The sequence below is a fragment of the Enterobacter sp. PTB genome (assembly GCF_051130085.1).
GTDB lineage: Bacteria > Pseudomonadota > Gammaproteobacteria > Enterobacterales > Enterobacteriaceae > Enterobacter > Enterobacter ludwigii.
The window spans coordinates 175,431-194,967 of the sequence record NZ_JBDKEE010000003.1; the positions used below are offsets into that span (position 1 = coordinate 175,431).

Annotated in this window: 23 protein-coding genes and 1 other annotated feature; of the genes, 10 read left to right on the forward strand and 13 right to left on the reverse strand. The window is 52.7% G+C overall.

Going from position 1 to position 19,537, the window contains the following annotated elements:
- Positions 1 to 2: 2 nt before the first annotated feature.
- The 6 genes from pheS to thrS all read right to left on the reverse strand — a co-directional run bounded on the left by pheS (position 3) and on the right by thrS (position 4,468).
- Positions 3 to 986 carry a phenylalanine--tRNA ligase subunit alpha gene (gene pheS / locus AAIR21_RS05005; protein ID WP_020884406.1) on the reverse strand — a complete coding sequence of 328 codons (984 nt, stop codon included), beginning with the start codon at positions 984 to 986 and terminating at the stop codon, positions 3 to 5.
- Positions 987 to 1,048: 62 nt separating this feature from the next.
- Positions 1,049 to 1,173 (reverse strand) — a sequence feature (Phe leader region).
- A complete protein-coding gene (pheM, locus tag AAIR21_RS05010; RefSeq protein WP_001386830.1) occupies positions 1,124 to 1,168 on the reverse strand; it encodes a pheST operon leader peptide PheM in 45 nt (14 codons plus the stop codon). (Overlaps the previous feature by 45 nt.)
- Before the next feature lie 118 nt (positions 1,174 to 1,291).
- Positions 1,292 to 1,648: a 50S ribosomal protein L20 gene (rplT, locus tag AAIR21_RS05015; RefSeq protein ID WP_000124850.1), complete on the reverse strand. Its 357-nt coding sequence runs from the start codon at positions 1,646 to 1,648 to the stop codon at positions 1,292 to 1,294.
- A 50-nt stretch (positions 1,649 to 1,698) separates the two neighbouring features.
- Entirely contained in the window at positions 1,699 to 1,896 is a 198-nt protein-coding gene (rpmI, locus tag AAIR21_RS05020; protein ID WP_003030583.1) for a 50S ribosomal protein L35, read from the reverse strand.
- A 97-nt stretch (positions 1,897 to 1,993) separates the two neighbouring features.
- Positions 1,994 to 2,536: a translation initiation factor IF-3 gene (gene infC, locus AAIR21_RS05025; protein ID WP_023616141.1), complete on the reverse strand. Its 543-nt coding sequence runs from the start codon at positions 2,534 to 2,536 to the stop codon at positions 1,994 to 1,996.
- A 3-nt stretch (positions 2,537 to 2,539) separates the two neighbouring features.
- On the reverse strand, positions 2,540 to 4,468 hold the full coding sequence (thrS, locus tag AAIR21_RS05030) for a threonine--tRNA ligase (RefSeq protein ID WP_014169692.1): 1,929 nt from the start codon (positions 4,466 to 4,468) through the stop codon (positions 2,540 to 2,542).
- 323 nt (positions 4,469 to 4,791) lie between these two features.
- Here thrS and yncL point away from each other — a divergent pair, with 323 nt between their 5' ends.
- Together yncL and yniD are read left to right on the forward strand one after the other, a co-directional pair.
- The gene (gene yncL / locus AAIR21_RS05035) at positions 4,792 to 4,884 is read left to right on the forward strand and encodes a stress response membrane protein YncL (protein WP_021241082.1); all 93 of its coding nucleotides are present in this window, start codon (positions 4,792 to 4,794) and stop codon (positions 4,882 to 4,884) included.
- A 99-nt stretch (positions 4,885 to 4,983) separates the two neighbouring features.
- On the forward strand, positions 4,984 to 5,091 hold the full coding sequence (gene yniD / locus AAIR21_RS05040) for a small membrane protein YniD (RefSeq protein ID WP_008500658.1): 108 nt from the start codon (positions 4,984 to 4,986) through the stop codon (positions 5,089 to 5,091).
- A 198-nt stretch (positions 5,092 to 5,289) separates the two neighbouring features.
- Here the strand turns inward: yniD and AAIR21_RS05045 are convergent, their stop codons facing one another.
- Positions 5,290 to 5,523, reverse strand: a complete 234-nt coding sequence (locus tag AAIR21_RS05045; RefSeq protein WP_020884407.1) for a hypothetical protein — start codon at positions 5,521 to 5,523, stop codon at positions 5,290 to 5,292.
- A gap of 272 nt (positions 5,524 to 5,795) precedes the next feature.
- Positions 5,796 to 6,554, reverse strand: a complete 759-nt coding sequence (locus tag AAIR21_RS05050) for a DUF481 domain-containing protein (protein WP_025204400.1) — start codon at positions 6,552 to 6,554, stop codon at positions 5,796 to 5,798.
- A 295-nt stretch (positions 6,555 to 6,849) separates the two neighbouring features.
- On the opposite strand from AAIR21_RS05050, the gene pfkB reads away from it, so the two are divergent.
- The 3 genes from pfkB to AAIR21_RS05065 all read left to right on the forward strand — a co-directional run bounded on the left by pfkB (position 6,850) and on the right by AAIR21_RS05065 (position 9,144).
- The gene (gene pfkB / locus AAIR21_RS05055) at positions 6,850 to 7,782 is read left to right on the forward strand and encodes a 6-phosphofructokinase II (RefSeq protein WP_183516659.1); all 933 of its coding nucleotides are present in this window, start codon (positions 6,850 to 6,852) and stop codon (positions 7,780 to 7,782) included.
- Between the two features lie 105 nt (positions 7,783 to 7,887).
- Positions 7,888 to 8,178 (forward strand): type V toxin-antitoxin system endoribonuclease antitoxin GhoS, encoded by a 291-nt coding sequence (gene ghoS / locus AAIR21_RS05060; protein WP_014169688.1) that lies wholly within the window; start codon positions 7,888 to 7,890, stop codon positions 8,176 to 8,178.
- A gap of 105 nt (positions 8,179 to 8,283) precedes the next feature.
- A complete protein-coding gene (locus AAIR21_RS05065) occupies positions 8,284 to 9,144 on the forward strand; it encodes a fructosamine kinase family protein (protein WP_014169687.1) in 861 nt (286 codons plus the stop codon).
- A 36-nt stretch (positions 9,145 to 9,180) separates the two neighbouring features.
- On the opposite strand, the gene AAIR21_RS05070 is transcribed toward AAIR21_RS05065, so the two are convergent.
- A complete protein-coding gene (locus AAIR21_RS05070) occupies positions 9,181 to 9,717 on the reverse strand; it encodes a YniB family protein (RefSeq protein ID WP_014169686.1) in 537 nt (178 codons plus the stop codon).
- A gap of 148 nt (positions 9,718 to 9,865) precedes the next feature.
- On the opposite strand from AAIR21_RS05070, the gene hxpB reads away from it, so the two are divergent.
- From hxpB to AAIR21_RS05090, 4 genes are all read left to right on the forward strand, one after another.
- Positions 9,866 to 10,537: a hexitol phosphatase HxpB gene (gene hxpB, locus AAIR21_RS05075; protein ID WP_020884410.1), complete on the forward strand. Its 672-nt coding sequence runs from the start codon at positions 9,866 to 9,868 to the stop codon at positions 10,535 to 10,537.
- Positions 10,538 to 10,667: 130 nt separating this feature from the next.
- A complete protein-coding gene (gene kduD / locus AAIR21_RS05080) occupies positions 10,668 to 11,429 on the forward strand; it encodes a 2-dehydro-3-deoxy-D-gluconate 5-dehydrogenase KduD (protein ID WP_183516435.1) in 762 nt (253 codons plus the stop codon).
- Between the two features lie 93 nt (positions 11,430 to 11,522).
- Positions 11,523 to 12,113: a metal-dependent hydrolase gene (locus AAIR21_RS05085; protein ID WP_059305544.1), complete on the forward strand. Its 591-nt coding sequence runs from the start codon at positions 11,523 to 11,525 to the stop codon at positions 12,111 to 12,113.
- Between the two features lie 127 nt (positions 12,114 to 12,240).
- Positions 12,241 to 13,632, forward strand: a complete 1,392-nt coding sequence (locus AAIR21_RS05090) for an L-cystine transporter (RefSeq protein WP_014169681.1) — start codon at positions 12,241 to 12,243, stop codon at positions 13,630 to 13,632.
- Positions 13,633 to 13,680: 48 nt separating this feature from the next.
- On the opposite strand, the gene cedA is transcribed toward AAIR21_RS05090, so the two are convergent.
- Positions 13,681 to 13,935 carry a cell division activator CedA gene (cedA, locus tag AAIR21_RS05095; protein WP_071605472.1) on the reverse strand — a complete coding sequence of 85 codons (255 nt, stop codon included), beginning with the start codon at positions 13,933 to 13,935 and terminating at the stop codon, positions 13,681 to 13,683.
- Between the two features lie 187 nt (positions 13,936 to 14,122).
- Between cedA and katE the strand changes: the two genes are divergently transcribed.
- The gene (gene katE, locus AAIR21_RS05100) at positions 14,123 to 16,372 is read left to right on the forward strand and encodes a catalase HPII (protein ID WP_434680176.1); all 2,250 of its coding nucleotides are present in this window, start codon (positions 14,123 to 14,125) and stop codon (positions 16,370 to 16,372) included.
- 87 nt (positions 16,373 to 16,459) lie between these two features.
- On the opposite strand, the gene chbG is transcribed toward katE, so the two are convergent.
- The 3 genes from chbG to chbR all read right to left on the reverse strand — a co-directional run bounded on the left by chbG (position 16,460) and on the right by chbR (position 19,535).
- The gene (gene chbG / locus AAIR21_RS05105) at positions 16,460 to 17,218 is read right to left on the reverse strand and encodes a chitin disaccharide deacetylase (RefSeq protein WP_183516437.1); all 759 of its coding nucleotides are present in this window, start codon (positions 17,216 to 17,218) and stop codon (positions 16,460 to 16,462) included.
- Positions 17,219 to 17,229: 11 nt separating this feature from the next.
- Positions 17,230 to 18,585: a 6-phospho-beta-glucosidase gene (locus AAIR21_RS05110; RefSeq protein ID WP_025204406.1), complete on the reverse strand. Its 1,356-nt coding sequence runs from the start codon at positions 18,583 to 18,585 to the stop codon at positions 17,230 to 17,232.
- 110 nt (positions 18,586 to 18,695) lie between these two features.
- A complete protein-coding gene (chbR, locus tag AAIR21_RS05115) occupies positions 18,696 to 19,535 on the reverse strand; it encodes a transcriptional regulator ChbR (protein WP_014169676.1) in 840 nt (279 codons plus the stop codon).
- Positions 19,536 to 19,537 lie beyond the last annotated feature (2 nt).

Sequence of the window (19,537 nt, forward strand, 5' to 3'; positions counted from 1 at the left end):
CCTTATTTAAACTGTTTGAGGAAACGCAGATCGTTTTCGAAGAATGCACGCAAATCGGTCACGCCATAGCGCAGCATTGTCAGACGCTCCATGCCCATACCGAACGCAAAGCCGGAGTAGACTTCTGGATCGATACCCACGTTGCGCAGAACGTTTGGATGCACCATGCCGCAGCCCAGCACTTCCAGCCATTTGCCGTTTTTACCCATCACGTCAACTTCCGCAGACGGTTCAGTGAACGGGAAGTAGGACGGACGGAAACGAACCTGCAAGTCTTCCTCAAAGAAGTTGTTCAGGAAATCGTGCAGCGTACCTTTCAGGTTGGTAAAGCTGATGTTCTTATCAACAATCAGGCCTTCCATCTGATGGAACATCGGGGTATGGGTCTGATCGTAGTCGTTACGGTACACGCGGCCCGGTGCGATGATGCGGATCGGGGGCTCCTGTTCCTTCATGGTACGGATCTGAACGCCCGAGGTCTGAGTACGCAGCAGACGGGTGGCGTCGAACCAGAAAGTGTCGTGGTCAGCACGTGCCGGATGATGGCCTGGAATATTGAGGGCGTCGAAGTTGTGGTAATCATCTTCGATTTCCGGGCCAGTCGCCACGGTAAAGCCGAGCTCACCGAAGAAACTTTCAATGCGATCAATGGTGCGGGTAACCGGATGCAGGCCACCGTTTTCAATACGGCGACCCGGCAGGGAGACATCGATAGTCTCTGCCGCCAGACGCGCATTCAGCACCGCGCTTTCCAGCTCAGCTTTGCGCGCGTTCAGTGCCTGTTGCACCTGCTCTTTGGCTTCGTTAATGACCGCACCCGCTGCCGGGCGTTCCTCTGGCGGCAGTTCACGCAGGGTTGTCATTTGAAGGGTCAAATGCCCTTTCTTACCGAGATATTCGACGCGGACATTGTCTAACGCGGCAACATCTGAGGCCTGATTAATGGCGGCTGTTGCACTGGCAACCAGCTCTGCGAGATGTGACATGATTTTCCTCATTATGTCGGTGCAGACACCGATTTGGTGGAGTTATTCTCTCGAATTTAGACACAAAAAAAGCCTCCATCAGGAGGCTTATCTGGCGCTGTTTTTCGTTTCATCTTTCACGCGCTAGCCTCCTGAATTCAGGTGCTAAAGTAAAAGAAGAAGCGGAAAATAGCAGCATTCATGCTTGCGTTACCTTGTGTGGTAAAAAACCGTTAAGACCTTATTGAAAAGGTTGCACGGGTAAAAGTCAATGTTCTGATGGTGTTAAATGAAAAGAGGGAGCGAAGCCCCCTCTTTCAACTGGCTTATGCCAGTGCTGCTTTCGCTTTTTCGACCAGAGCGGTGAACGCTACTTTGTCGAATACTGCGATGTCAGCCAGGATCTTACGGTCGATTTCAACAGAGGCTTTTTTCAGGCCGTTGATGAATTTGCTGTAAGAAATACCGTTCTGACGTGCTGCTGCGTTGATACGCGCAATCCACAGTTGACGGAACTGACGCTTACGTTGACGACGGTCACGGTAAGCGTACTGACCTGCTTTGATAACAGCCTGGAAGGCAACGCGGTATACGCGTGAACGCGCACCGTAGTAGCCTTTAGCTTGTTTCAAAATTTTCTTGTGACGTGCACGTGCAATTACACCACGTTTTACGCGAGCCATATGTGCTCTCCTGTATCTATATTCTTAGTAAAAAATTAAACGTTAACGGCTTATGCGTACGGCAGGCACGCGATAACCAGACCCAGATCGCCTTTAGAAACAAGGCCTTTTGGACGCAGGTGACGTTTACGCTTAGTAGATTTTTTGGTCAGAATATGACGCAGGTTTGCGTGCTTACGCTTAAATCCACCACCACCGGTTTTTTTGAAGCGCTTAGCAGCACCGCGTACGGTCTTAATTTTTGGCATCTTAATTACTTCCACTTCGCATTGTTAAATAAACGAAACATAGGCGAACAAAACCTATGAGACCCGAAGGCTCCACAGGTTTTGCTGCTTGAAGGCCTTACTGTTTCTTCTTAGGAGCGAGCACCATGATCATCTGGCGGCCTTCGATCTTCGTAGGGAAGGATTCGACTACTGCCAGTTCACTCAGATCGTCACGGACGCGGTTAAGCACTTCCATACCAATCTGTTGGTGGGCCATCTCACGACCGCGGAAACGCAGTGTGATCTTGGCCTTATCGCCATCTTCCAGAAAGCGAATCAGGCTGCGGAGTTTTACCTGATAATCGCCATCGTCGGTACCAGGACGGAATTTAATTTCCTTAACCTGGATAACTTTTTGCTTTTTCTTCTGTTCCTTAGAAGACTTACTCTTTTCATAAAGGAACTTGCCGTAGTCCATGATACGACAAACTGGCGGTTCGGCGTTAGGGCTGATTTCAACTAAATCTACTCCAGCTTCTTCAGCCTTTTCGATCGCTTCTCTCAGACTCACAATCCCCAGCTGCTCGCCTTCCAGACCTGTTAAGCGAACTTCCTGGGCGCGAATCTCGCCATTGATACGATTCGGACGTGCCGTTTGAACTCGTTTTCCGCCTTTAATACCTTATTCCTCCAGTTGTTGAAGACTGCGGCTGCGAATCTCTTGTTGCAGCTTCTCAATCACTTCACTTACGTCCAGGCTCCCCAGGTCTTTACCACGGCGGGTGCGAACGGCAACTTTGCCTGCTTCCACCTCTTTATCACCACAGACCAACATATACGGGACACGACGTAAAGTGTGCTCGCGGATTTTAAAGCCAATCTTCTCATTTCTCAAGTCTGCTTTTACGCGAATGCCCGCATTTTGTAGTTTCTGCGTCAATTCTTTAACGTATTCAGCCTGAGAATCGGTAATGTTCATCACCACGACCTGCACTGGCGCAAGCCAGGTTGGGAAGAAGCCGGCAAACTCTTCAGTCAGGATGCCGATGAAGCGCTCCAGAGAACCGAGGATTGCACGGTGAATCATAACCGGTACCTGACGTTCGTTATCTTCGCCAACATAAGAGGCGCTTAAACGCTGCGGCAGGGAGAAGTCCAGCTGTACAGTACCGCACTGCCATGCGCGATCGAGGCAGTCATACAGGGTAAATTCAATTTTCGGACCGTAGAATGCGCCCTCGCCCAGCTGGTATTCGAACGGAATGCCGTTCTCTTCCAGCGCCACGGCGAGATCCGCTTCTGCGCGATCCCAGGTCTCATCGCTACCGATACGTTTTTCCGGACGCGTTGAGAGTTTGACGACGATCTTCTCGAAGCCAAAGGTGCTGTACATATCGTAGACCATACGAATACAGGCGTTAACTTCATCACGAACCTGATCTTCAGTACAGAAGATATGCGCATCATCCTGAGTAAAGCCACGAACACGCATCAGACCGTGCAATGCACCTGATGGCTCGTTACGGTGGCAGCTACCGAACTCTGCCATACGCAGCGGCAGATCGCGGTAGGATTTCAGACCCTGGTTGAAGATCTGAACGTGGCCAGGGCAGTTCATTGGCTTAATGCAGTATTCACGGTTCTCAGAAGAGGTGGTGAACATCGCATCTTTGTAGTTGTCCCAGTGGCCGGTTTTTTCCCACAGCACACGGTCCATCATGAACGGGCCTTTCACTTCCTGATACTGGTACTCTTTCAGCTTGGAGCGTACGAACGTTTCCAGTTCACGGAAGATAGTCCAGCCGTCATTGTGCCAGAACACCATACCCGGCGCTTCTTCCTGCATGTGGTACAGGTCAAGCTGCTTACCGATTTTACGGTGGTCACGTTTAGCCGCCTCTTCCAGGCGCTGCAGGTAGGCGTTAAGGGCTTTTTTATCGGCCCACGCGGTACCATAGATACGCTGCAACATCTTGTTGTTGCTATCGCCACGCCAGTAGGCGCCCGCGATTTTCATCAGCTTAAAGTGATGACAGAAGCGCATGTTCGGCACGTGCGGACCACGGCACATGTCGACGTATTCTTCGTGATGGTACAAGCCAGGCTTGTCATCATGAGAGATGTTTTCATCAAGAATAGAGACTTTATAGCTCTCGCCACGCTTCACGAAGGTTTCACGCGCTTCGTGCCAGCTGACTTTCTTCTTAATGACGTCATAGTTAGTTTCGGCGAGCTCGTGCATACGTTTTTCGAGCGCGTCGATATCTTCCTGAGTCAGGGTATGGTCAAGATCAACGTCATAGTAGAAACCGTTGTCGATAACCGGACCGATCGCCATTTTGGTGTTCGGCCACAGCTGTTTGATCGCATGACCTAACAGGTGTGCGCAGGAGTGACGAATGATCTCCAGACCTTCTTCGTCTTTCGCTGTGATAATAGACAGCTGCGCATCGCTTTCAATCAGGTCAGATGCATCAACCAGCTCACCATTAACACGGCCAGCGATGGTTGCTTTCGCGAGTCCAGGACCAATGTCCAGGGCAACATCCATTGGGCTTACAGCGTGGTCGTAATGGCGTTGGCTGCCATCAGGAAGAGTAATTACAGGCATTTTATATCCTTATTTGCAGTGATGCCCCACACATAAGAGCATATACAAAGAAAATAATCGTGATTTGACAATAGATTACGACACCATCTGACCAACAATCGTCAAATTGGCTCGCGATCATTCACCCGCCGAAAATCAGATAAATGCGGATTTACGGCAAGCCCTGCAATGGTAACACTAACAAAAGAGAGATTGCACCCTTTGCGGGCAGATTGCTGCGCTGGCACTTTCGCATGAATTTGCAGGGCGCATATCTCCGGTGCTCGCATTCCAGAGATGCTGGGCTACTCTTGAACAAGTCTTTAAACCCAAAGGTGCATACCATGAACGTATCAAGTAGAACGGTTGTGATATTGAACATCCTTTCAGCCACCGGTTTATTGTTGATTCTTGCAGAACGATTCCACTGGTTCTAACCGAACCGGAAGCAGGCATAACCTGATTCACCACTGGAGAAGGGGCATTTCCCCGCCCTGTTTGGTAGACTGTTCGCATCAACTTACAAGGATCAGGTTATGCCAACAAAACGATTTGCCGTAAAACACTGGAAAATGGTACTGGTGCTGATTGCCATCTGCGGCGCGATGCTGCTTCTGCGTTGGGCGGCAATGATTTGGGGCTGAACGTGAATATAAATAACTGCGCAGGGAATAACATCGTTATCCGTAATACCCTTTTGCGGGTATTCACCGCCAGGACGAAATACGGACGATAGGTTTACGTCAAATAGGTTTACCGCGAAAAAACCGGTACCACAAAATCCGGTTTTTTTGGCGCGTTGAATTAGCGTTTAAACGTCAATAACAACTCGGCAAAACCCATCAGGACCATTCACCTGCAACCAGTTTATGGACGTCAAAAGCATCATTCATAGACTGACCGGTGGACTGAGAGGCTGGCGCGATGTTAGATCCGGCTTCAACGTCAGCGGCTTTCGCAATGCCGATTTGGCTGTGGGTGTCACTGGCTGTCGGGGTGGTTTCATCAGCAGCAAATACGCCAAAAGACAGTGCGGAAAGCACCATCGCTGCTGCGGCAGTTTTGATTTTTTTCATAATGTTTTTTCTCTTTCTACATTTAAAGCTAATAATGCTAAATACCTTAAGGCCGAATTCTGCCCGTGCTAAGAGTGTAGATCCAGATCACACTTTTGCCTAGCCTGTTACGTTATCAATTCGTGTCAAATAAGCCGCAAATTAATGAAAATGCATTATGAAGAAATGATGGAGATATCAGCAGACCAGATATTTCAAAACAGTGTTTAATATAAAACAGCACAGTTTCAAAAAATAAAAAACGGGCCGATAGCGTAATCGGCCCGAGAATATTACATTTTATAACCCAGTGAAACCGTGGTTCTGCGGTCGGTATGATCCGGAGCAGAATCAGGAGGAGAAGAGTTCCAGGTGACGTTGTAGGCCACTTTCAGGCCAAAGTGTTCGTTGATGGCCACGTTCAGCGCTGTTTCTGAGTTCAGCGTCGTATCGTCGGCACCAAACACAGACACCCCCTGGGTAAATTTGGTGTTGTCAGTCATCTGCCAGGCATAGGTGCCGGAAGCGTAACCGAGCGGTTGAGTTTTGGTTTCGCCGTCGGTGTACTCGTCGTAGCGCACACCTGGACCGAATTCAAAACGTAAACTGTGTACCGGTCCGTTCAGGAACTGACGACCGTAACCGGCAGTGAACACATCACGCTGGCGATAGCCGTTGTAACGGTCAGTTAACCAGCTGGCCTGACCAAACAGGTAGTCAAAGTCGGTCATGTTGTAACGGCTACGTCCGCCAACCGCATATTTCTCGGAAGAGCGTTCGTCATTCGCGGAGGTGTTACTGGCATTTCCCCACAGAGACCAGGCGGTGGTATTACCGTACCAGGTCAGCGTACTGTCCGCCGTGAGAGAGGAGCTTTTCGTGTTACCGGATTGTGCAAGATAGCCAGCGTTCAGGTTACCTTCAAACGGTTTTTGCGCGGTGGCTGGATCGTCCATGACAGTAAAAACGGAATCATCTGCGGTCGCGTTCATTGCAGCAAACACGCCACCCGCCAGCATCAGTGCAGCGGGTACTGTCTTCAAAAGCTTCATTTTATTAAGGAGTCCGTACAACAAAAAAAGAGACCACACGGTCCCGGAAACTTTCTTGAGGATCAATGACAAGGCGTCCAGAGAAAGGTAACAAATTATAAAAAGCCGCAAATAACATAGCAATGATTTCTTATTTCATTTTTTGAATAAGAACGATCTCAAAAAGCGTTTTATTTTATATAAGCCGCAGCAGACTTTATGTCAGTATTCATATTTAAAATCATACTGTTATTTACATTGCCTTCCTGACAAATGGTGCCAGACTAAAAGGAACCCACGCTAAAAGGAGGTAATGATGGTTTCTATCTACACCCTGACGCTCTCCCCTTCCCTCGACTCCGCCACCCTGACGCCCCAGATTTACCCGGAAGGTAAATTGCGCTGCAGCGCCCCGGTGTTTGAGCCCGGCGGCGGCGGTATCAATGTGGCGCGAGCCATAACGCACCTCGGTGGAAAGGCGACAGCAATTTTCCCCGCAGGCGGCGCGACCGGTGAGCACCTGGTCTCTCTGCTGGCCGATGAACAGGTGGCCTCGCAGTCCGTCGAGTCCAAAGACTGGACGCGGCAAAACCTGCATGTGCACGTGGAGTCCAGTGGCGAGCAATACCGTTTCGTCATGCCGGGTGCAAAACTCAGTGAAGATGAGTTTCGTCAGCTTGAAGAGAAGGTGCTGGCCATTGAGAGCGGTGCTCTGCTGGTGATAAGCGGCAGCCTGCCGCCCGGTGTCAGCACGGAAAAACTGACGGCGCTGATTCGGGCCGCGCAGCAACGCAGTATCCGCTGCATTGTCGACAGTAGCGGCGAGGCGCTGCAGGCAGCCCTGACGCCGGGCAATCTTGAGCTGGTTAAACCCAACCAGAAAGAGTTAAGCGCGCTGGTGAACCGCGAGCTGAACCAGCCGGACGATGTCCTCACCGCCGCGCAGGAGCTGGTTCACAGCGGCAAAGCGCGACGGGTCGTGGTCTCCCTTGGCCCGCAGGGTGCCCTGGCCGTGGACGAAACGGGGTCCGTTCAGGTTGTTCCGCCGCCGATGAAAAGCCAGAGTACCGTGGGCGCAGGTGATAGCATGGTTGGAGCGATGACCCTGAAACTGGCTCAGGGTGCTTCGCTACTGGAGATGACACGCTACGGCGTCGCAGCGGGTAGCGCTGCCACCATCAACCAGGGCACACGTCTCTGTTCGCTTAGCGACACGCAAAAAATCGTCGATTACCTGTCCCGAAATTAATCCCCCTTTTCCCCTTCTCTGTGAAGGGGAAATACGCGGCATAGTCGCCAAACGCAGCCTATCGACTATGCTAAGAAAACTTCCAAGATAACAATGAGGTGAATTATGAGCAGTGGTGACATCACCCGCTACGTCGTTACCATCAACATTCATCAAGCGTCGCTGACCGAGCTTAATGAGCTCAACAACGCCTTTACCCGGGCCAATTTCCTGCTCACACTCACGGATGACGAGGGCAATATCCATGATTTAGGCACCCTGACGTTTGGCCTGATCAGCGCCCTGAGTAAAGAAGAGGTTCACGCTCTGGCGGCCAGTCTGGTCGAAAGCGTGACCGACAAAGCGGCAGAAATTGATCTTGATACCTGGGAAAGCTGGCAGAAAAAAGAACAATAAGTGCCCTGCATGAATTTAAACCGCTCAGGTGTGCGTTAGTTCGTATTTTTTTACCGCAATTATGCGCTAACTTTATGATCTGGCAGACAACATGGGAGAGACAACATGTGGCAGGCTATCAGTCATCTTTTAAGTGAGCAACTGGGTGAAGGTGAAATTGAACTGCGGAACGAACTGCCAGGCGGAGAAATCCACGCCGCATGGCACTTACGCTACGCCGGGCGCGATCTCTTTGTTAAATGCGATGAGCGAGAGCTGCTTCCGATTTTCACCGCCGAAGCCGACCAGCTGGAACTGTTGTCGCGCAGTAAAACGGTGACGGTCCCGCAGGTCTGGGCCGTGGGCAGCGACCGCGACTACAGTTTTCTGGTCATGGAATTTCTTCCTGCCCGCCCGTTAGACGCCCATAACGCCTTCATTCTCGGCCAACAGTTAGCGCGACTGCATCAATGGAGCGACCAGCCGCAGTTTGGTCTCGATTTTGACAACGACCTCTCCACCACTCCACAACCTAATGCCTGGCAACGACGCTGGTCGACATTCTTTGCTGAGCAACGCATTGGCTGGCAGCTGGAACTGGCTGCGGAGAAAGGTCTGGAGTTTGGCAATATCGATGCCATCGTCGAACACATTCAGCAGCGTCTGGCATCCCACCAGCCTCAGCCGTCTCTGCTGCACGGCGATTTGTGGTCAGATAACTGCGCGCTGGGTCCTGACGGCCCCTATATCTTCGACCCGGCCTGTTACTGGGGCGACAGGGAGTGTGACCTGGCGATGCTGCCACTGCACCCTGAGCAACCGCCGCAAATTTACGACGGGTACCAGTCCGTGCTGCCTCTGCCGCAGGGTTTTCTTGAGCGCCAGCCGGTGTATCAGCTCTACACACTGATGAACCGCGCCATTCTGTTTGGCGGAGAGCATCTGGTCAATGCCCAGAGGGCACTTGAACGTGTGCTTGCCGCGTAATGGCGGGACGGGTGGCTATGTCGCCACCCTTATCGGTTACAGGAATCCCAACAGCGAAAAGAAGAAGTAACCCGCCACGATGATAATGACTGGCAGGATATACAGCGGGAAAATTTGCAGGAAAATGGTGTGACGCGGCACAACAATGCGGGACTCAATCTGCTCGCGGCTCATCCCTTCCGGGCCTTTCGCCTGTTCGAGAATCATCTGGTCTTCCACACCTTCGCGTAAAAAGCGCGTCTGACGGCTCATGCGTGCGCCAGAGGCCTGCAACGCCATACCAATAAAGATCAGCGCGTAGATCACCCAAAACCCGAGATTCAACTGCTGATGAAAATTCGGCGTCGGCGAATTGAACCAAAAGACATTCAGAAACGGCGTGTTAAAACGCATCATTTCAATCATGACATGAGCAAAATCAAGCATTACCGCATTAATACCTGGCTGTTTTTCACTGTGATCGTACATAAATTTGAGCACAGAGATCAGCGTCGAAATGACGGCTGGAATAAAAATTACCCAGCCAGCAATACGTTTTAAGACAGCAATGCGTCCAGCTTGTTGATACGTCATCAGTTCCCCTTCATAAAGACGCGTTATTTCTGCCTAAGTCTACCTGCTGACCATCATTTTCGCCCGCTCTTTAAAGGCAATATGCTAAATTGCAGAGTGCACTTAGCATTTATCGTCTGTCGTACACCCTGGATAAGGAGACGTTGTGATGTCGACACCGCGCCAGATTCTTGCCGCAATTTTTGACATGGATGGATTACTGATCGATTCCGAACCGTTGTGGGATCGCGCCGAACTGGACGTTATCGCCAGCCTGGGCGTTGATATCAGCCGCCGTAATGAACTTCCGGATACGCTTGGTCTGCGCATCGATATGGTGGTGGACCTGTGGTATGCCCAGCAGCCGTGGGTGGGACCCGACCGCGACGAAGTGACCGCGCGTATTATCAGCCGCGCCATCTCACTGGTGGAAGAGAGCAAGCCCCTGCTGCCCGGCGTGCGTGAAGCCGTCGCGCTGTGTAAAGCGCAGGGGTTGAAAGTTGGCCTGGCGTCAGCTTCACCGCTGCATATGCTGGAAAAAGTACTGACCATGTTTGAGCTGCGCGACAGCTTCGACGCGCTGGCCTCAGCGGAAACGTTGCCATACAGCAAGCCGCACCCGCAGGTCTATCTCGACTGTGCCGCTAAACTCGGTCTTGATCCCCTCTGCTGTGTCGCGCTGGAAGATTCCGTTAACGGAATGGTGGCCTCGAAGGCCGCACGCATGCGCTCGATTGTTGTTCCCGCGGAGGAAGGCCGACACGATCCCCGTTTTGCCCTTGCCGACGTAAAGCTGTACTCACTGGTTGAGTTGACGGCGCAGCACCTGCGCGGCGAGTAACCCGCCCTTTTCAGGCAGCGTCAGGCTGCCTGCTTTAAAAACAAAACATCGTTTCATTTTGTTTGCTTTTCTTATCCCCCGCTTCTATCCTTAGCGTCAGAATGACAATAACCTTACTTCTGAGGCGCGTATGATACTGGATAACTTCACTCTGTCAGGAAAAGTGGCCATCGTCACCGGATGCGATACCGGTCTGGGACAAGCCATGGCCATTGCGCTGGCGCAGGCGGGATGCGACATCGTGGGTGTTAACCGCAAAGCGCCGGAGGAAACGGCTGCCTGCATTAGCGCGCTCGGAAGGCGGTTCAGGGCGATTCGGGCCGACCTCAGTCAGCAGGAGAGTCTTCAGGACGTTGTTGACAGCGCGGTTGCTGAGATGGGGCGAGTCGATATTCTGGTGAACAATGCCGGGACCATACGCCGTGAAGATGCTCTCGCGTTCAGCGAAAAGGACTGGGATGACGTCATCAACCTGAATCTGAAATCGCTTTTTTTCCTCTCCCAGGCCGTGGCTAAACAGTTTATTGCGCAGGGCCAGGGCGGGAAAATCATCAATATCGCCTCGATGCTCTCATTCCAGGGTGGCATCCGCGTGCCCTCTTACACCGCGTCCAAAAGCGGCGTGTTGGGGATCACGCGTCTGCTGGCCAATGAATGGGCGACACACGGCATCAATGTTAATGCCATCGCGCCGGGCTATATGGCGACCAACAACACTCAGCAACTGCGAGATGATCAGCAGCGCAGCCAGGAGATCCTCGACCGGATACCTGCCGAGCGCTGGGGAGTTCCGGAAGACCTGCAGGGACCGGTGGTCTTTTTAGCCTCCGCCGCCTCGGATTACGTGAACGGTCATACGTTAGCCGTCGACGGGGGCTGGCTGGCGCGCTAGGCGCGTTTGTGACATACAGTTACACCGTCACCTCTTTCGTCTACTGTATAAAAACCCTATACTGTATGAATTGACAGTTTTGTGGGTTTTATCATGACGGCGGAAGGCCATCTGCTTTTTTCCATTGCGTGCGCAGTTTTTGCCAAAAACGCTGAACTTACCCCTGTGCTCGCACAGGGGGACTGGTGGCATATTGTCCCGTCCGCCGTGTTGACCTGTCTGCTGCCCGATATCGACCATCCAAAATCGTTCCTGGGACAGCGGCTAAAGTGGATATCAAAACCCATCGCCCGCGCGTTTGGTCACCGTGGGTTTACCCACAGCCTGCTGGCCGTATTCGGCCTGCTCACCCTTTTCTATTTAAAAGTCCCTGAGAGCTGGATAGTGCCCGGCGATGCTATCCAGGGAATGGTGCTGGGTTATTTAAGCCATATCCTTGCCGATATGCTGACGCCTGCGGGCGTGCCGCTGCTCTGGCCATGCCGCTGGCGTTTCCGTTTGCCCATTCTTGCGCCGCAGAAAGGTAATCAGCTTGAGCGTGTGTTGTGTATGGCGCTCTTTGCCTACGCCGTCTGGATGCCGCAAACCTTGCCCGAAAACAGTGCAGTGCGCTGGTCATCCCAGATGATCAATTCGCTGCAATTTCAGTTTAATCGGTTCATTAATCACCAGATTGAACACTAAGCACACAAATTATTTCCATTTGTCATAACCCATTCCATTTGGATATAAGCGCCACATCACACTTCTGATAACCTTGCGCCAACAGGATCGGTAAAAACCGACCGTATAATAAATCAGGAGAACGGGGATGAATTTTCCACTCATCGCGAACATTGTAGTGTTCGTTGTATTGCTATTGCTTCTCGCGCAGGCGCGCCACAAACAGTGGAGCCTCGCGAAGAAAGTGCTGGTTGGTCTGGCCATGGGTGTCGTGTTTGGTCTGGCGTTGCAGGCTATTTATGGCTCCGATAATCCAGTTCTGAAAGATTCTATTCAGTGGTTCAACATCGTCGGTAACGGCTATGTCCAGCTGCTGCAGATGATCGTTATGCCGCTGGTGTTTGCCTCTATTCTGAGCGCCGTTGCCCGTCTGCATAACGCCACCCAGTTGGGTAAAATCAGCTTCCTGACCATCGGTACGCTGCTGTTTACCACGCTGATTGCAGCTCTGGTCGGTGTGCTGGTCACAAACCTGTTCGGGCTGACCGCTGAAGGTCTGGTCCAGGGTACGGCTGAAACGGCGCGTCTTACCGCGATTCAGACCAACTACGTGGGTAAAGTCGCTGACCTGACGGTGCCACAGATGGTGCTCTCTTTCGTACCGAAGAACCCGTTTGCTGACCTGACCGGTGCCAGCCCAACCTCCATTATCAGCGTGGTGATCTTTGCGGCCTTCCTCGGTGTGGCGGCGCTGAAGCTGCTGAAAGACGACGCGCCGAAAGGCGAGCGCGTGCTGGTGGCTATCGATACCCTGCAAAGCTGGGTAATGAAGCTGGTCCGTCTGGTGATGCAGTTGACCCCTTACGGTGTTCTGGCGCTGATGACCAAAGTGGTTGCCGGCTCTAACCTGCAGGACATCATTAAGCTGGGTAGCTTCGTCGTCGCCTCTTATCTGGGTCTGGGCATTATGTTCGTGGTGCACGGTATCCTGCTGGGCGTCAATGGCGTTAGCCCGCTGAAATACTTCCGTAAAGTGTGGCCGGTACTGACCTTTGCGTTCACCAGCCGTTCCAGCGCCGCGTCTATTCCGCTGAACGTTGAAGCGCAGACCCGTCGTCTGGGCGTACCGGAATCTATTGCCAGCTTCTCTGCCTCCTTTGGTGCCACCATTGGTCAGAACGGTTGCGCAGGTCTCTACCCTGCAATGCTGGCGGTAATGGTTGCTCCGACCGTGGGTATTAACCCACTGGATCCCGTTTGGATTGCCACGCTGGTCGGGATTGTCACCATCAGCTCCGCAGGCGTTGCGGGTGTTGGCGGTGGCGCAACCTTCGCCGCGCTGATTGTCCTGCCGGCCCTGGGTCTGCCGGTGACGCTGGTTGCCCTGCTGATCTCCGTTGAGCCGCTGATCGACATGGGTCGTACTGCGCTGAACGTGAGCGGTTCCATGACCGCCGGTACGTTGACCAGCCAGTGGCTGAAGCAGACCGATAAAACCATTCTGGAAAGTGAAGACGACGCTGAACTGGCGCACCGTTAATCACGGATGAATAAAAAAAACCGCCTGATGGCGGTTTTTTTTTGGCTGTTATTCTTCAATCTCTTCATCCTGGCGGACCTGGTTCGCCCATCGCTGGGCCGACTCCGGCCCCGAAAACGCGGGCGAACGGCGGAAGTGTTCTCCCATCAGAACAAACGCTACGTATTTACCGCGCAGTTGCCAGACATCACGAAAACCATCCACCTTCAGGGCGTGTTCGGGCGGCGCGGGTTCGACGCGGGGCACGTAGCTAATGACAGGGCGGTTTTGTTGACGAAAAGGTTTCATAAGCGACGGGTTCACTAAAGCACATTCTGGAAGCAGGAAAATTCTATGATAGCCGATCCTCCCCCCACGCGTCGCGCCCTGCATCGCTCTGATAGCGCATTCCTTAACCAGGTCATCTGAAAACTCTTAGTTCGCCCGCCCTTTCGCCACATTGTTCTATAGTTAACAAGGTTTTTAGCAATGGATAAAGGAGAAGCGTGCAATGTCGAACAAAGATAAAACACATCAATCACCCATTCATGGCACTGAAGAATCTCAACCAGGCATGGACTCTCTGGCCCCAGCGGACGGCTCTCACCGCCCGTCCCCCGGCCCTTCCGCACCTGGCGAACAGCCTACCGCGCCGGGAAGTATGAAATCCCCGGATACCGGAAACGAGAAGCTGAAATCCCTTGAGTCCCACCGTAAAGGCGGCGAAGGTTTTGCACTTACCACCAACCAGGGCGTGCGCATTGCTGACGATCAGAACTCGCTGCGTGCGGGAACGCGCGGACCGACCCTGCTGGAAGACTTTATTCTGCGGGAAAAAATCACCCATTTTGACCATGAACGTATACCTGAGCGCATCGTTCACGCGCGTGGCTCCGCTGCACACGGCTACTTCCAGCCCTACAAAAGCCTCAAAGAGATAACCAAAGCGGATTTCCTTTCCGATTCGGACAAAATCACACCGGTCTTTGTCCGCTTTTCAACCGTACAGGGCGGCGCGGGTTCGGCAGATACCGTGCGTGATATCCGCGGCTTCGCCACCAAATTTTATACCGAAGAGGGTATTTTCGATCTCGTCGGCAATAACACCCCGGTGTTCTTCATTCAGGATGCGCATAAATTTCCTGACTTTGTCCATGCGGTAAAACCGGAGCCCCACTGGGCCATACCGCAGGGACAAAGTGCGCATGACACCTTCTGGGATTATGTCTCACTGCAACCAGAAACGTTACACAACGTGATGTGGGCGATGTCAGACCGGGGCATTCCGCGCAGCTACCGCACGATGGAAGGGTTTGGTATTCATACCTTCAGGATGATCAACGCGGACGGGAAAGCCACATTCGTACGCTTCCACTGGAAGCCTGTGGCGGGCAAAGCCTCGCTGGTGTGGGATGAAGCCCAGAAGCTGACCGGGCGCGATCCGGACTTCCACCGTCGCGAACTGTGGGAGTCGATTGAAGCCGGTGACTTCCCGGAATATGAACTGGGGTTACAGCTGATCCCGGAAGAGGATGAGTTTAACTTCGATTTCGACCTTCTTGACCCGACTAAGCTGATCCCAGAGGAGCTGGTGCCGGTTCAGCTGGTGGGTAAAATGGTGCTCAACCGCAACCTGGACAATTTCTTTGCCGAAAATGAGCAGGTCGCGTTCCACCCGGGGCATATTGTTCCGGGGCTGGATTTCACGAACGATCCCCTCCTGCAGGGGCGGTTGTTCTCCTATACCGATACGCAGATCAGTCGCCTTGGCGGGCCAAACTTCCACGAAATTCCGATTAACCGTCCAACCTGCCCGTACCACAATTTCCAGCGCGACGGGATGCATCGCCAGGATATCGATACCAATCCGGCTAACTATGAGCCGAACTCCATCAACGATAACTGGCCGCGCGAAACGCCGCCGGGACCGAAACGCGGTGGTTTTGAGTCGTACCAGGAGCGCATCGATGGCAATAAAATCCGCGAGCGTAGCCCGTCATTCGGCGAGTATTACGCCCAACCTCGCCTGTTCTGGAACAGCCAGACGCCGATCGAGCAACAGCACATTATCGGCGGCTTTAGCTTTGAACTGAGCAAAGTGGTGCGGACTTATATCCGCGAGCGCGTGGTCGATCAGCTCGCCCATATCGATATTCAGCTTGCCCAGAGCGTGGCGGATAACCTTGGCATTACGCTGACGGACGAGCAACGCAATGCGGCCCCACCGAAAGACGTTAACGGCCTGAAGAAAGATCCGTCCCTGAGTCTGTATGCGGTGCCGGGTGGCTCGATAAAGGGCCGGGTAGTGGCCATTCTGCTGAATGACAACACCCGTGCCAGCGACGTGCTGGGGATTATGCAGGCGCTGAAAACCAAAGGCGTTCACGCCAAACTGCTCTATTCCCGCATGGGGGAAGTGACCGCCGACGACGGTTCAGTGCTGCCGGTTGCGGCCACCTTTGCCGGAGCACCATCGCTCACCGTTGATGCGGTGATTGTGCCGTGCGGCGACATCGACAGTCTGCTGAACAATGGCGATGCGATTTATTATCTGCTGGAAGCCTATAAACACCTGAAGCCGATCGCCCTGTCCGGCGATGCGCGACAGTTTAAAGCGCACCTGAAGGTGGCTGAGCAAGGTGAAGATGGCATTGTCGAAGGCGATAATGTCGATGATGCGTTTATGACCAAGCTGTTCGATCTGCTCGCAGCGCACCGTGTGTGGTCACGCAGCAGTAAGATTGATCGGATACCGGCATAAAAGAAAAGCCGGGTCTGGCTTTGCCCGACCCGGCGCTGATTGACATCGTTTACTCAGCCCGGCAGGCACCGCGCCTCCGGGCTATTTTCATACATCCTCAAAGGTGCCCAGACGGTACCCACGCTCGGCAATGGCGTATTTCAGCGATGCCGACGTCAGCACATCCAGTTCCGCCAGTCGCGGCCAGCAGTAGGCACTTTTACGCACAATGTTATCGACAAATGCAGGGTGTGCCATCACTTCCAGCGACCGTTCCCCGCGCGCGGCGGACTCATCCAACACCTGCAGAAACAGCGCTTCGCTAATCTCGTCGCCGTAGAACGCGCTACTGAACCCGTCCGTTGTGGGCACAGAAGACAATGACAGCCCGTGCAGCGCCTGCACCTCACGATCCACGCGCATTGCCACGCCTTTGCGCTGTGCAAATTCCGCCACTGACGGGAAAAGTGCCGGGATCATATGCACGTGATGATGGCTGTCAATATGCGTGGGTTCACGGCCAAAGAGATCGACGAAACGGTTGAACTGACAGTCCAGCTCGCGGGTAATCTCCTCGAGCGGCAGCGTGCCCTGCTCTGCCTGCTCCCAAATCCATTTGCCCAGCTGTCCGTCCCGCGTCAGTCCCGGCATCGGTGAAACCGGCATCCCGAGCGTCAATACAAAGTGCATGCCGACGCCCAGCGCTGGCACCTCGCGGCTGAGCTGCGCCGCGTGTTCAACCGCGTCACCATTAACCAGTGCCGTTGTTGAGGTCACCACACCCCGGCGGCAGGCTTCAATAATGCCGTAGTTTTGACCTTTTGAGAGACCAAAATCATCAGCATTGACGATCAGCAGGTTTTCCATCACACATCCTCTCAGTGCTGTTTGAATTTCAGCTTCTCAATCGTAGCGGCAAAATTAGGCAACCATTTTTCATGCGCCAGAATCATTTCGCTGGCCAGTTGCTCGGCATCGCGATCGGAATGGACCAGCGGGCTGAGATTGAGTGCCAGAAGAACGTCATTGAGTTCACCGCTCAGCGCCGCGTTGCTGGCTGCCACTTCAAACCCTTTGATGGTGTGGATCAACCCCATCACTTTGTCGTCAAAGTGGGTAATCCGTGGATGCGGCCTGGCGCCATCACGTCCCAGAATGCAGGTCATCTCAACGGCCCAGTCAGCCGGGATGTTGTCGATATGACCGTGATGCGGCACATTGACGTAGTGCTCGGCCTGCTTGTCGTTGTAAATGGCGTTGATCACTTCACACGCCGCATCGGAATAATACGCTCCGCCGCGCAGCTCAAGCTCTTTCGGTTTCACGTTCAGGTTCGGATCTTTATACAAATCAAACAGCTGCTTTTCAACTTTCTGCACCACCTGAGCGCGTGCGCCACCCTTATAGTACTCACCCATCTCGATGGCCAGCATCTCTTTCTGTTTGAAGTAGTAAAGCAGGTATGAGCAAGGCAGCAGATTAAGCGAGCGGATCAGCCCTTCGCTGAACGGCAGGTCAAAGATGTTTTTCACTGACGCAGCGGTCAGGCGCCCGGAGGCTACGCCGTCAAGCAGTTCGCTAAAGCGAGACTGACCATTCACGATGACATCTTTGATAAACACCATGTGGTTCAGGCCAAAGAGATCGATAGAAAGATCGTCGGTATCGGTCAACTCCAGCACATCGCTGATGAACATCTTCATGCCAATCGGAATATTACAGACGCCGATAAAGCGTTTGAAACCGGTGTGGCGATAAACCGCTTCGGTCACCATCCCGGCCGGGTTGGTGAAGTTAATCACCCACGCGTTGGGGCAGATCGCTTCCACATCGTTGATGATGTCAAAAATGACCGGAATGGTACGCAGCCCCTTGAACAGGCCGCCCGCGCCGTTGGTCTCCTGCCCCAGATAGCCGTGGCTCAGTGGAATACGTTCATCCATTTCACGCGCTTTGAGCTGGCCGACGCGCAGCTGAGTCGTCACGAAGTCGGCATCCTGCAGCGCCAGGCGACGGTCGAGGGTTTTATGCACGGTCAATGGCACACCGGCTTTCGCGACCATCCGCTTGCAGAGCTCAAAAATGATATTCAGTTTCTCCTGACCTTCCTCAACGTCCACCAGCCATAATTCGCTGACCGGTAATTCATGATAACGTTTCAGGAAACCTTCGAGTAATTCCGGGGTATAACTGCTGCCGCCGCCAATGGTTACGACTTTTAATTTCTTCTGCATAATATCTCCCTTAGCATATCAGGTTAATCGCCTGCAAGGTGTAGCGTACTCTTCCCGCTCTGTGGGCAAGCAATCAAGGCAATATTTGTGGCGGGTAAATCCGCCGAAATTTAATTAATTACCGTCAGGTTCTTCCGGTAACTGTTCGGTGTGAACGAGGTCAATTTCTTAAAGGTCTTAATAAACAAGCTGGGGCTACTGTAGCCTGACTCATAAGCAATATCGGTAACCGAGTAGTTGGTTATTTCCAGCTGTTTTTTAGCAAAATTAATGCGGATTTCATTAATAATTTGCACTGGCGTTTTACGATAATAACGCTGAGTTGCTCGGGTCAGATATTCCTGTGATTTACCGGACAAAGCGACCATATTTTCCAGCGCATTTTCGCTGAATTGCCCTTTATCGTGCATCAGTTCAACCGTACTGCGCAGCCACTGCGGAATATCATCGCTTACCTGCTGCTCTTCACGATGATGGCGCAGACGGTTCATCACATAAAACGTCACCGTTTCAATAAACTCATCAAATTCATTCTCGCGAAAGTTAAGCGAGGCGATAACCGTTTCAATCCAGGTCATGAATTCGTTTTTGATGCGATAGACCTGCGAGGCCACAAAGCAGAATGGCACCAGCGGCAGATAGTGTTTCTCAAAGAAGCGTCTGCTGACACCTACGTTAAGAATGCGGGTTGCACCAAATTCATAAAAGCTCTGGTGATGGGACCCCATCGGCAGGAAGACGAAATCTCCCCGCTCAAGCAGGACGCGCTTGCCGTTGATTTCCTGGTAGTAGCGACCGGTCAGAACAATCGTGAACTCATAGTAGTCATGCTGATGCAGACCGCTCGCGCTCTCCGTCTTGTTGTAAATAATCACGTGAAAATTTTTGCCATTAAACAGTTGCTGTTCAAGTGCGGTTTTTATTTCCATCGCGCTGACCTCCTGCTGCAAAA

Coding starts and splice junctions, on each gene's coding strand:
- AAIR21_RS05110 (WP_025204406.1), bottom strand. CDS start 18,585: ATGCAGAAGAAATTAAAAGTCGTAACCATTGGCGGCGGCAGCAGTTAT.
- pheS (WP_020884406.1), bottom strand. CDS start 986: ATGTCACATCTCGCAGAGCTGGTTGCCAGTGCAACAGCCGCCATTAAT.
- AAIR21_RS05065 (WP_014169687.1), top strand. CDS start 8,284: ATGTGGCAGGCTATCAGTCATCTTTTAAGTGAGCAACTGGGTGAAGGT.
- chbG (WP_183516437.1), bottom strand. CDS start 17,218: ATGGAAAACCTGCTGATCGTCAATGCTGATGATTTTGGTCTCTCAAAA.
- AAIR21_RS05085 (WP_059305544.1), top strand. CDS start 11,523: ATGACGGCGGAAGGCCATCTGCTTTTTTCCATTGCGTGCGCAGTTTTT.
- thrS (WP_014169692.1), bottom strand. CDS start 4,468: ATGCCTGTAATTACTCTTCCTGATGGCAGCCAACGCCATTACGACCAC.
- rplT (WP_000124850.1), bottom strand. CDS start 1,648: ATGGCTCGCGTAAAACGTGGTGTAATTGCACGTGCACGTCACAAGAAA.
- kduD (WP_183516435.1), top strand. CDS start 10,668: ATGATACTGGATAACTTCACTCTGTCAGGAAAAGTGGCCATCGTCACC.
- AAIR21_RS05090 (WP_014169681.1), top strand. CDS start 12,241: ATGAATTTTCCACTCATCGCGAACATTGTAGTGTTCGTTGTATTGCTA.
- hxpB (WP_020884410.1), top strand. CDS start 9,866: ATGTCGACACCGCGCCAGATTCTTGCCGCAATTTTTGACATGGATGGA.
- katE (WP_434680176.1), top strand. CDS start 14,123: ATGTCGAACAAAGATAAAACACATCAATCACCCATTCATGGCACTGAA.
- AAIR21_RS05070 (WP_014169686.1), bottom strand. CDS start 9,717: ATGACGTATCAACAAGCTGGACGCATTGCTGTCTTAAAACGTATTGCT.
- yncL (WP_021241082.1), top strand. CDS start 4,792: ATGAACGTATCAAGTAGAACGGTTGTGATATTGAACATCCTTTCAGCC.
- rpmI (WP_003030583.1), bottom strand. CDS start 1,896: ATGCCAAAAATTAAGACCGTACGCGGTGCTGCTAAGCGCTTCAAAAAA.
- AAIR21_RS05050 (WP_025204400.1), bottom strand. CDS start 6,554: ATGAAGCTTTTGAAGACAGTACCCGCTGCACTGATGCTGGCGGGTGGC.
- yniD (WP_008500658.1), top strand. CDS start 4,984: ATGCCAACAAAACGATTTGCCGTAAAACACTGGAAAATGGTACTGGTG.
- pfkB (WP_183516659.1), top strand. CDS start 6,850: ATGGTTTCTATCTACACCCTGACGCTCTCCCCTTCCCTCGACTCCGCC.
- ghoS (WP_014169688.1), top strand. CDS start 7,888: ATGAGCAGTGGTGACATCACCCGCTACGTCGTTACCATCAACATTCAT.
- AAIR21_RS05045 (WP_020884407.1), bottom strand. CDS start 5,523: ATGAAAAAAATCAAAACTGCCGCAGCAGCGATGGTGCTTTCCGCACTG.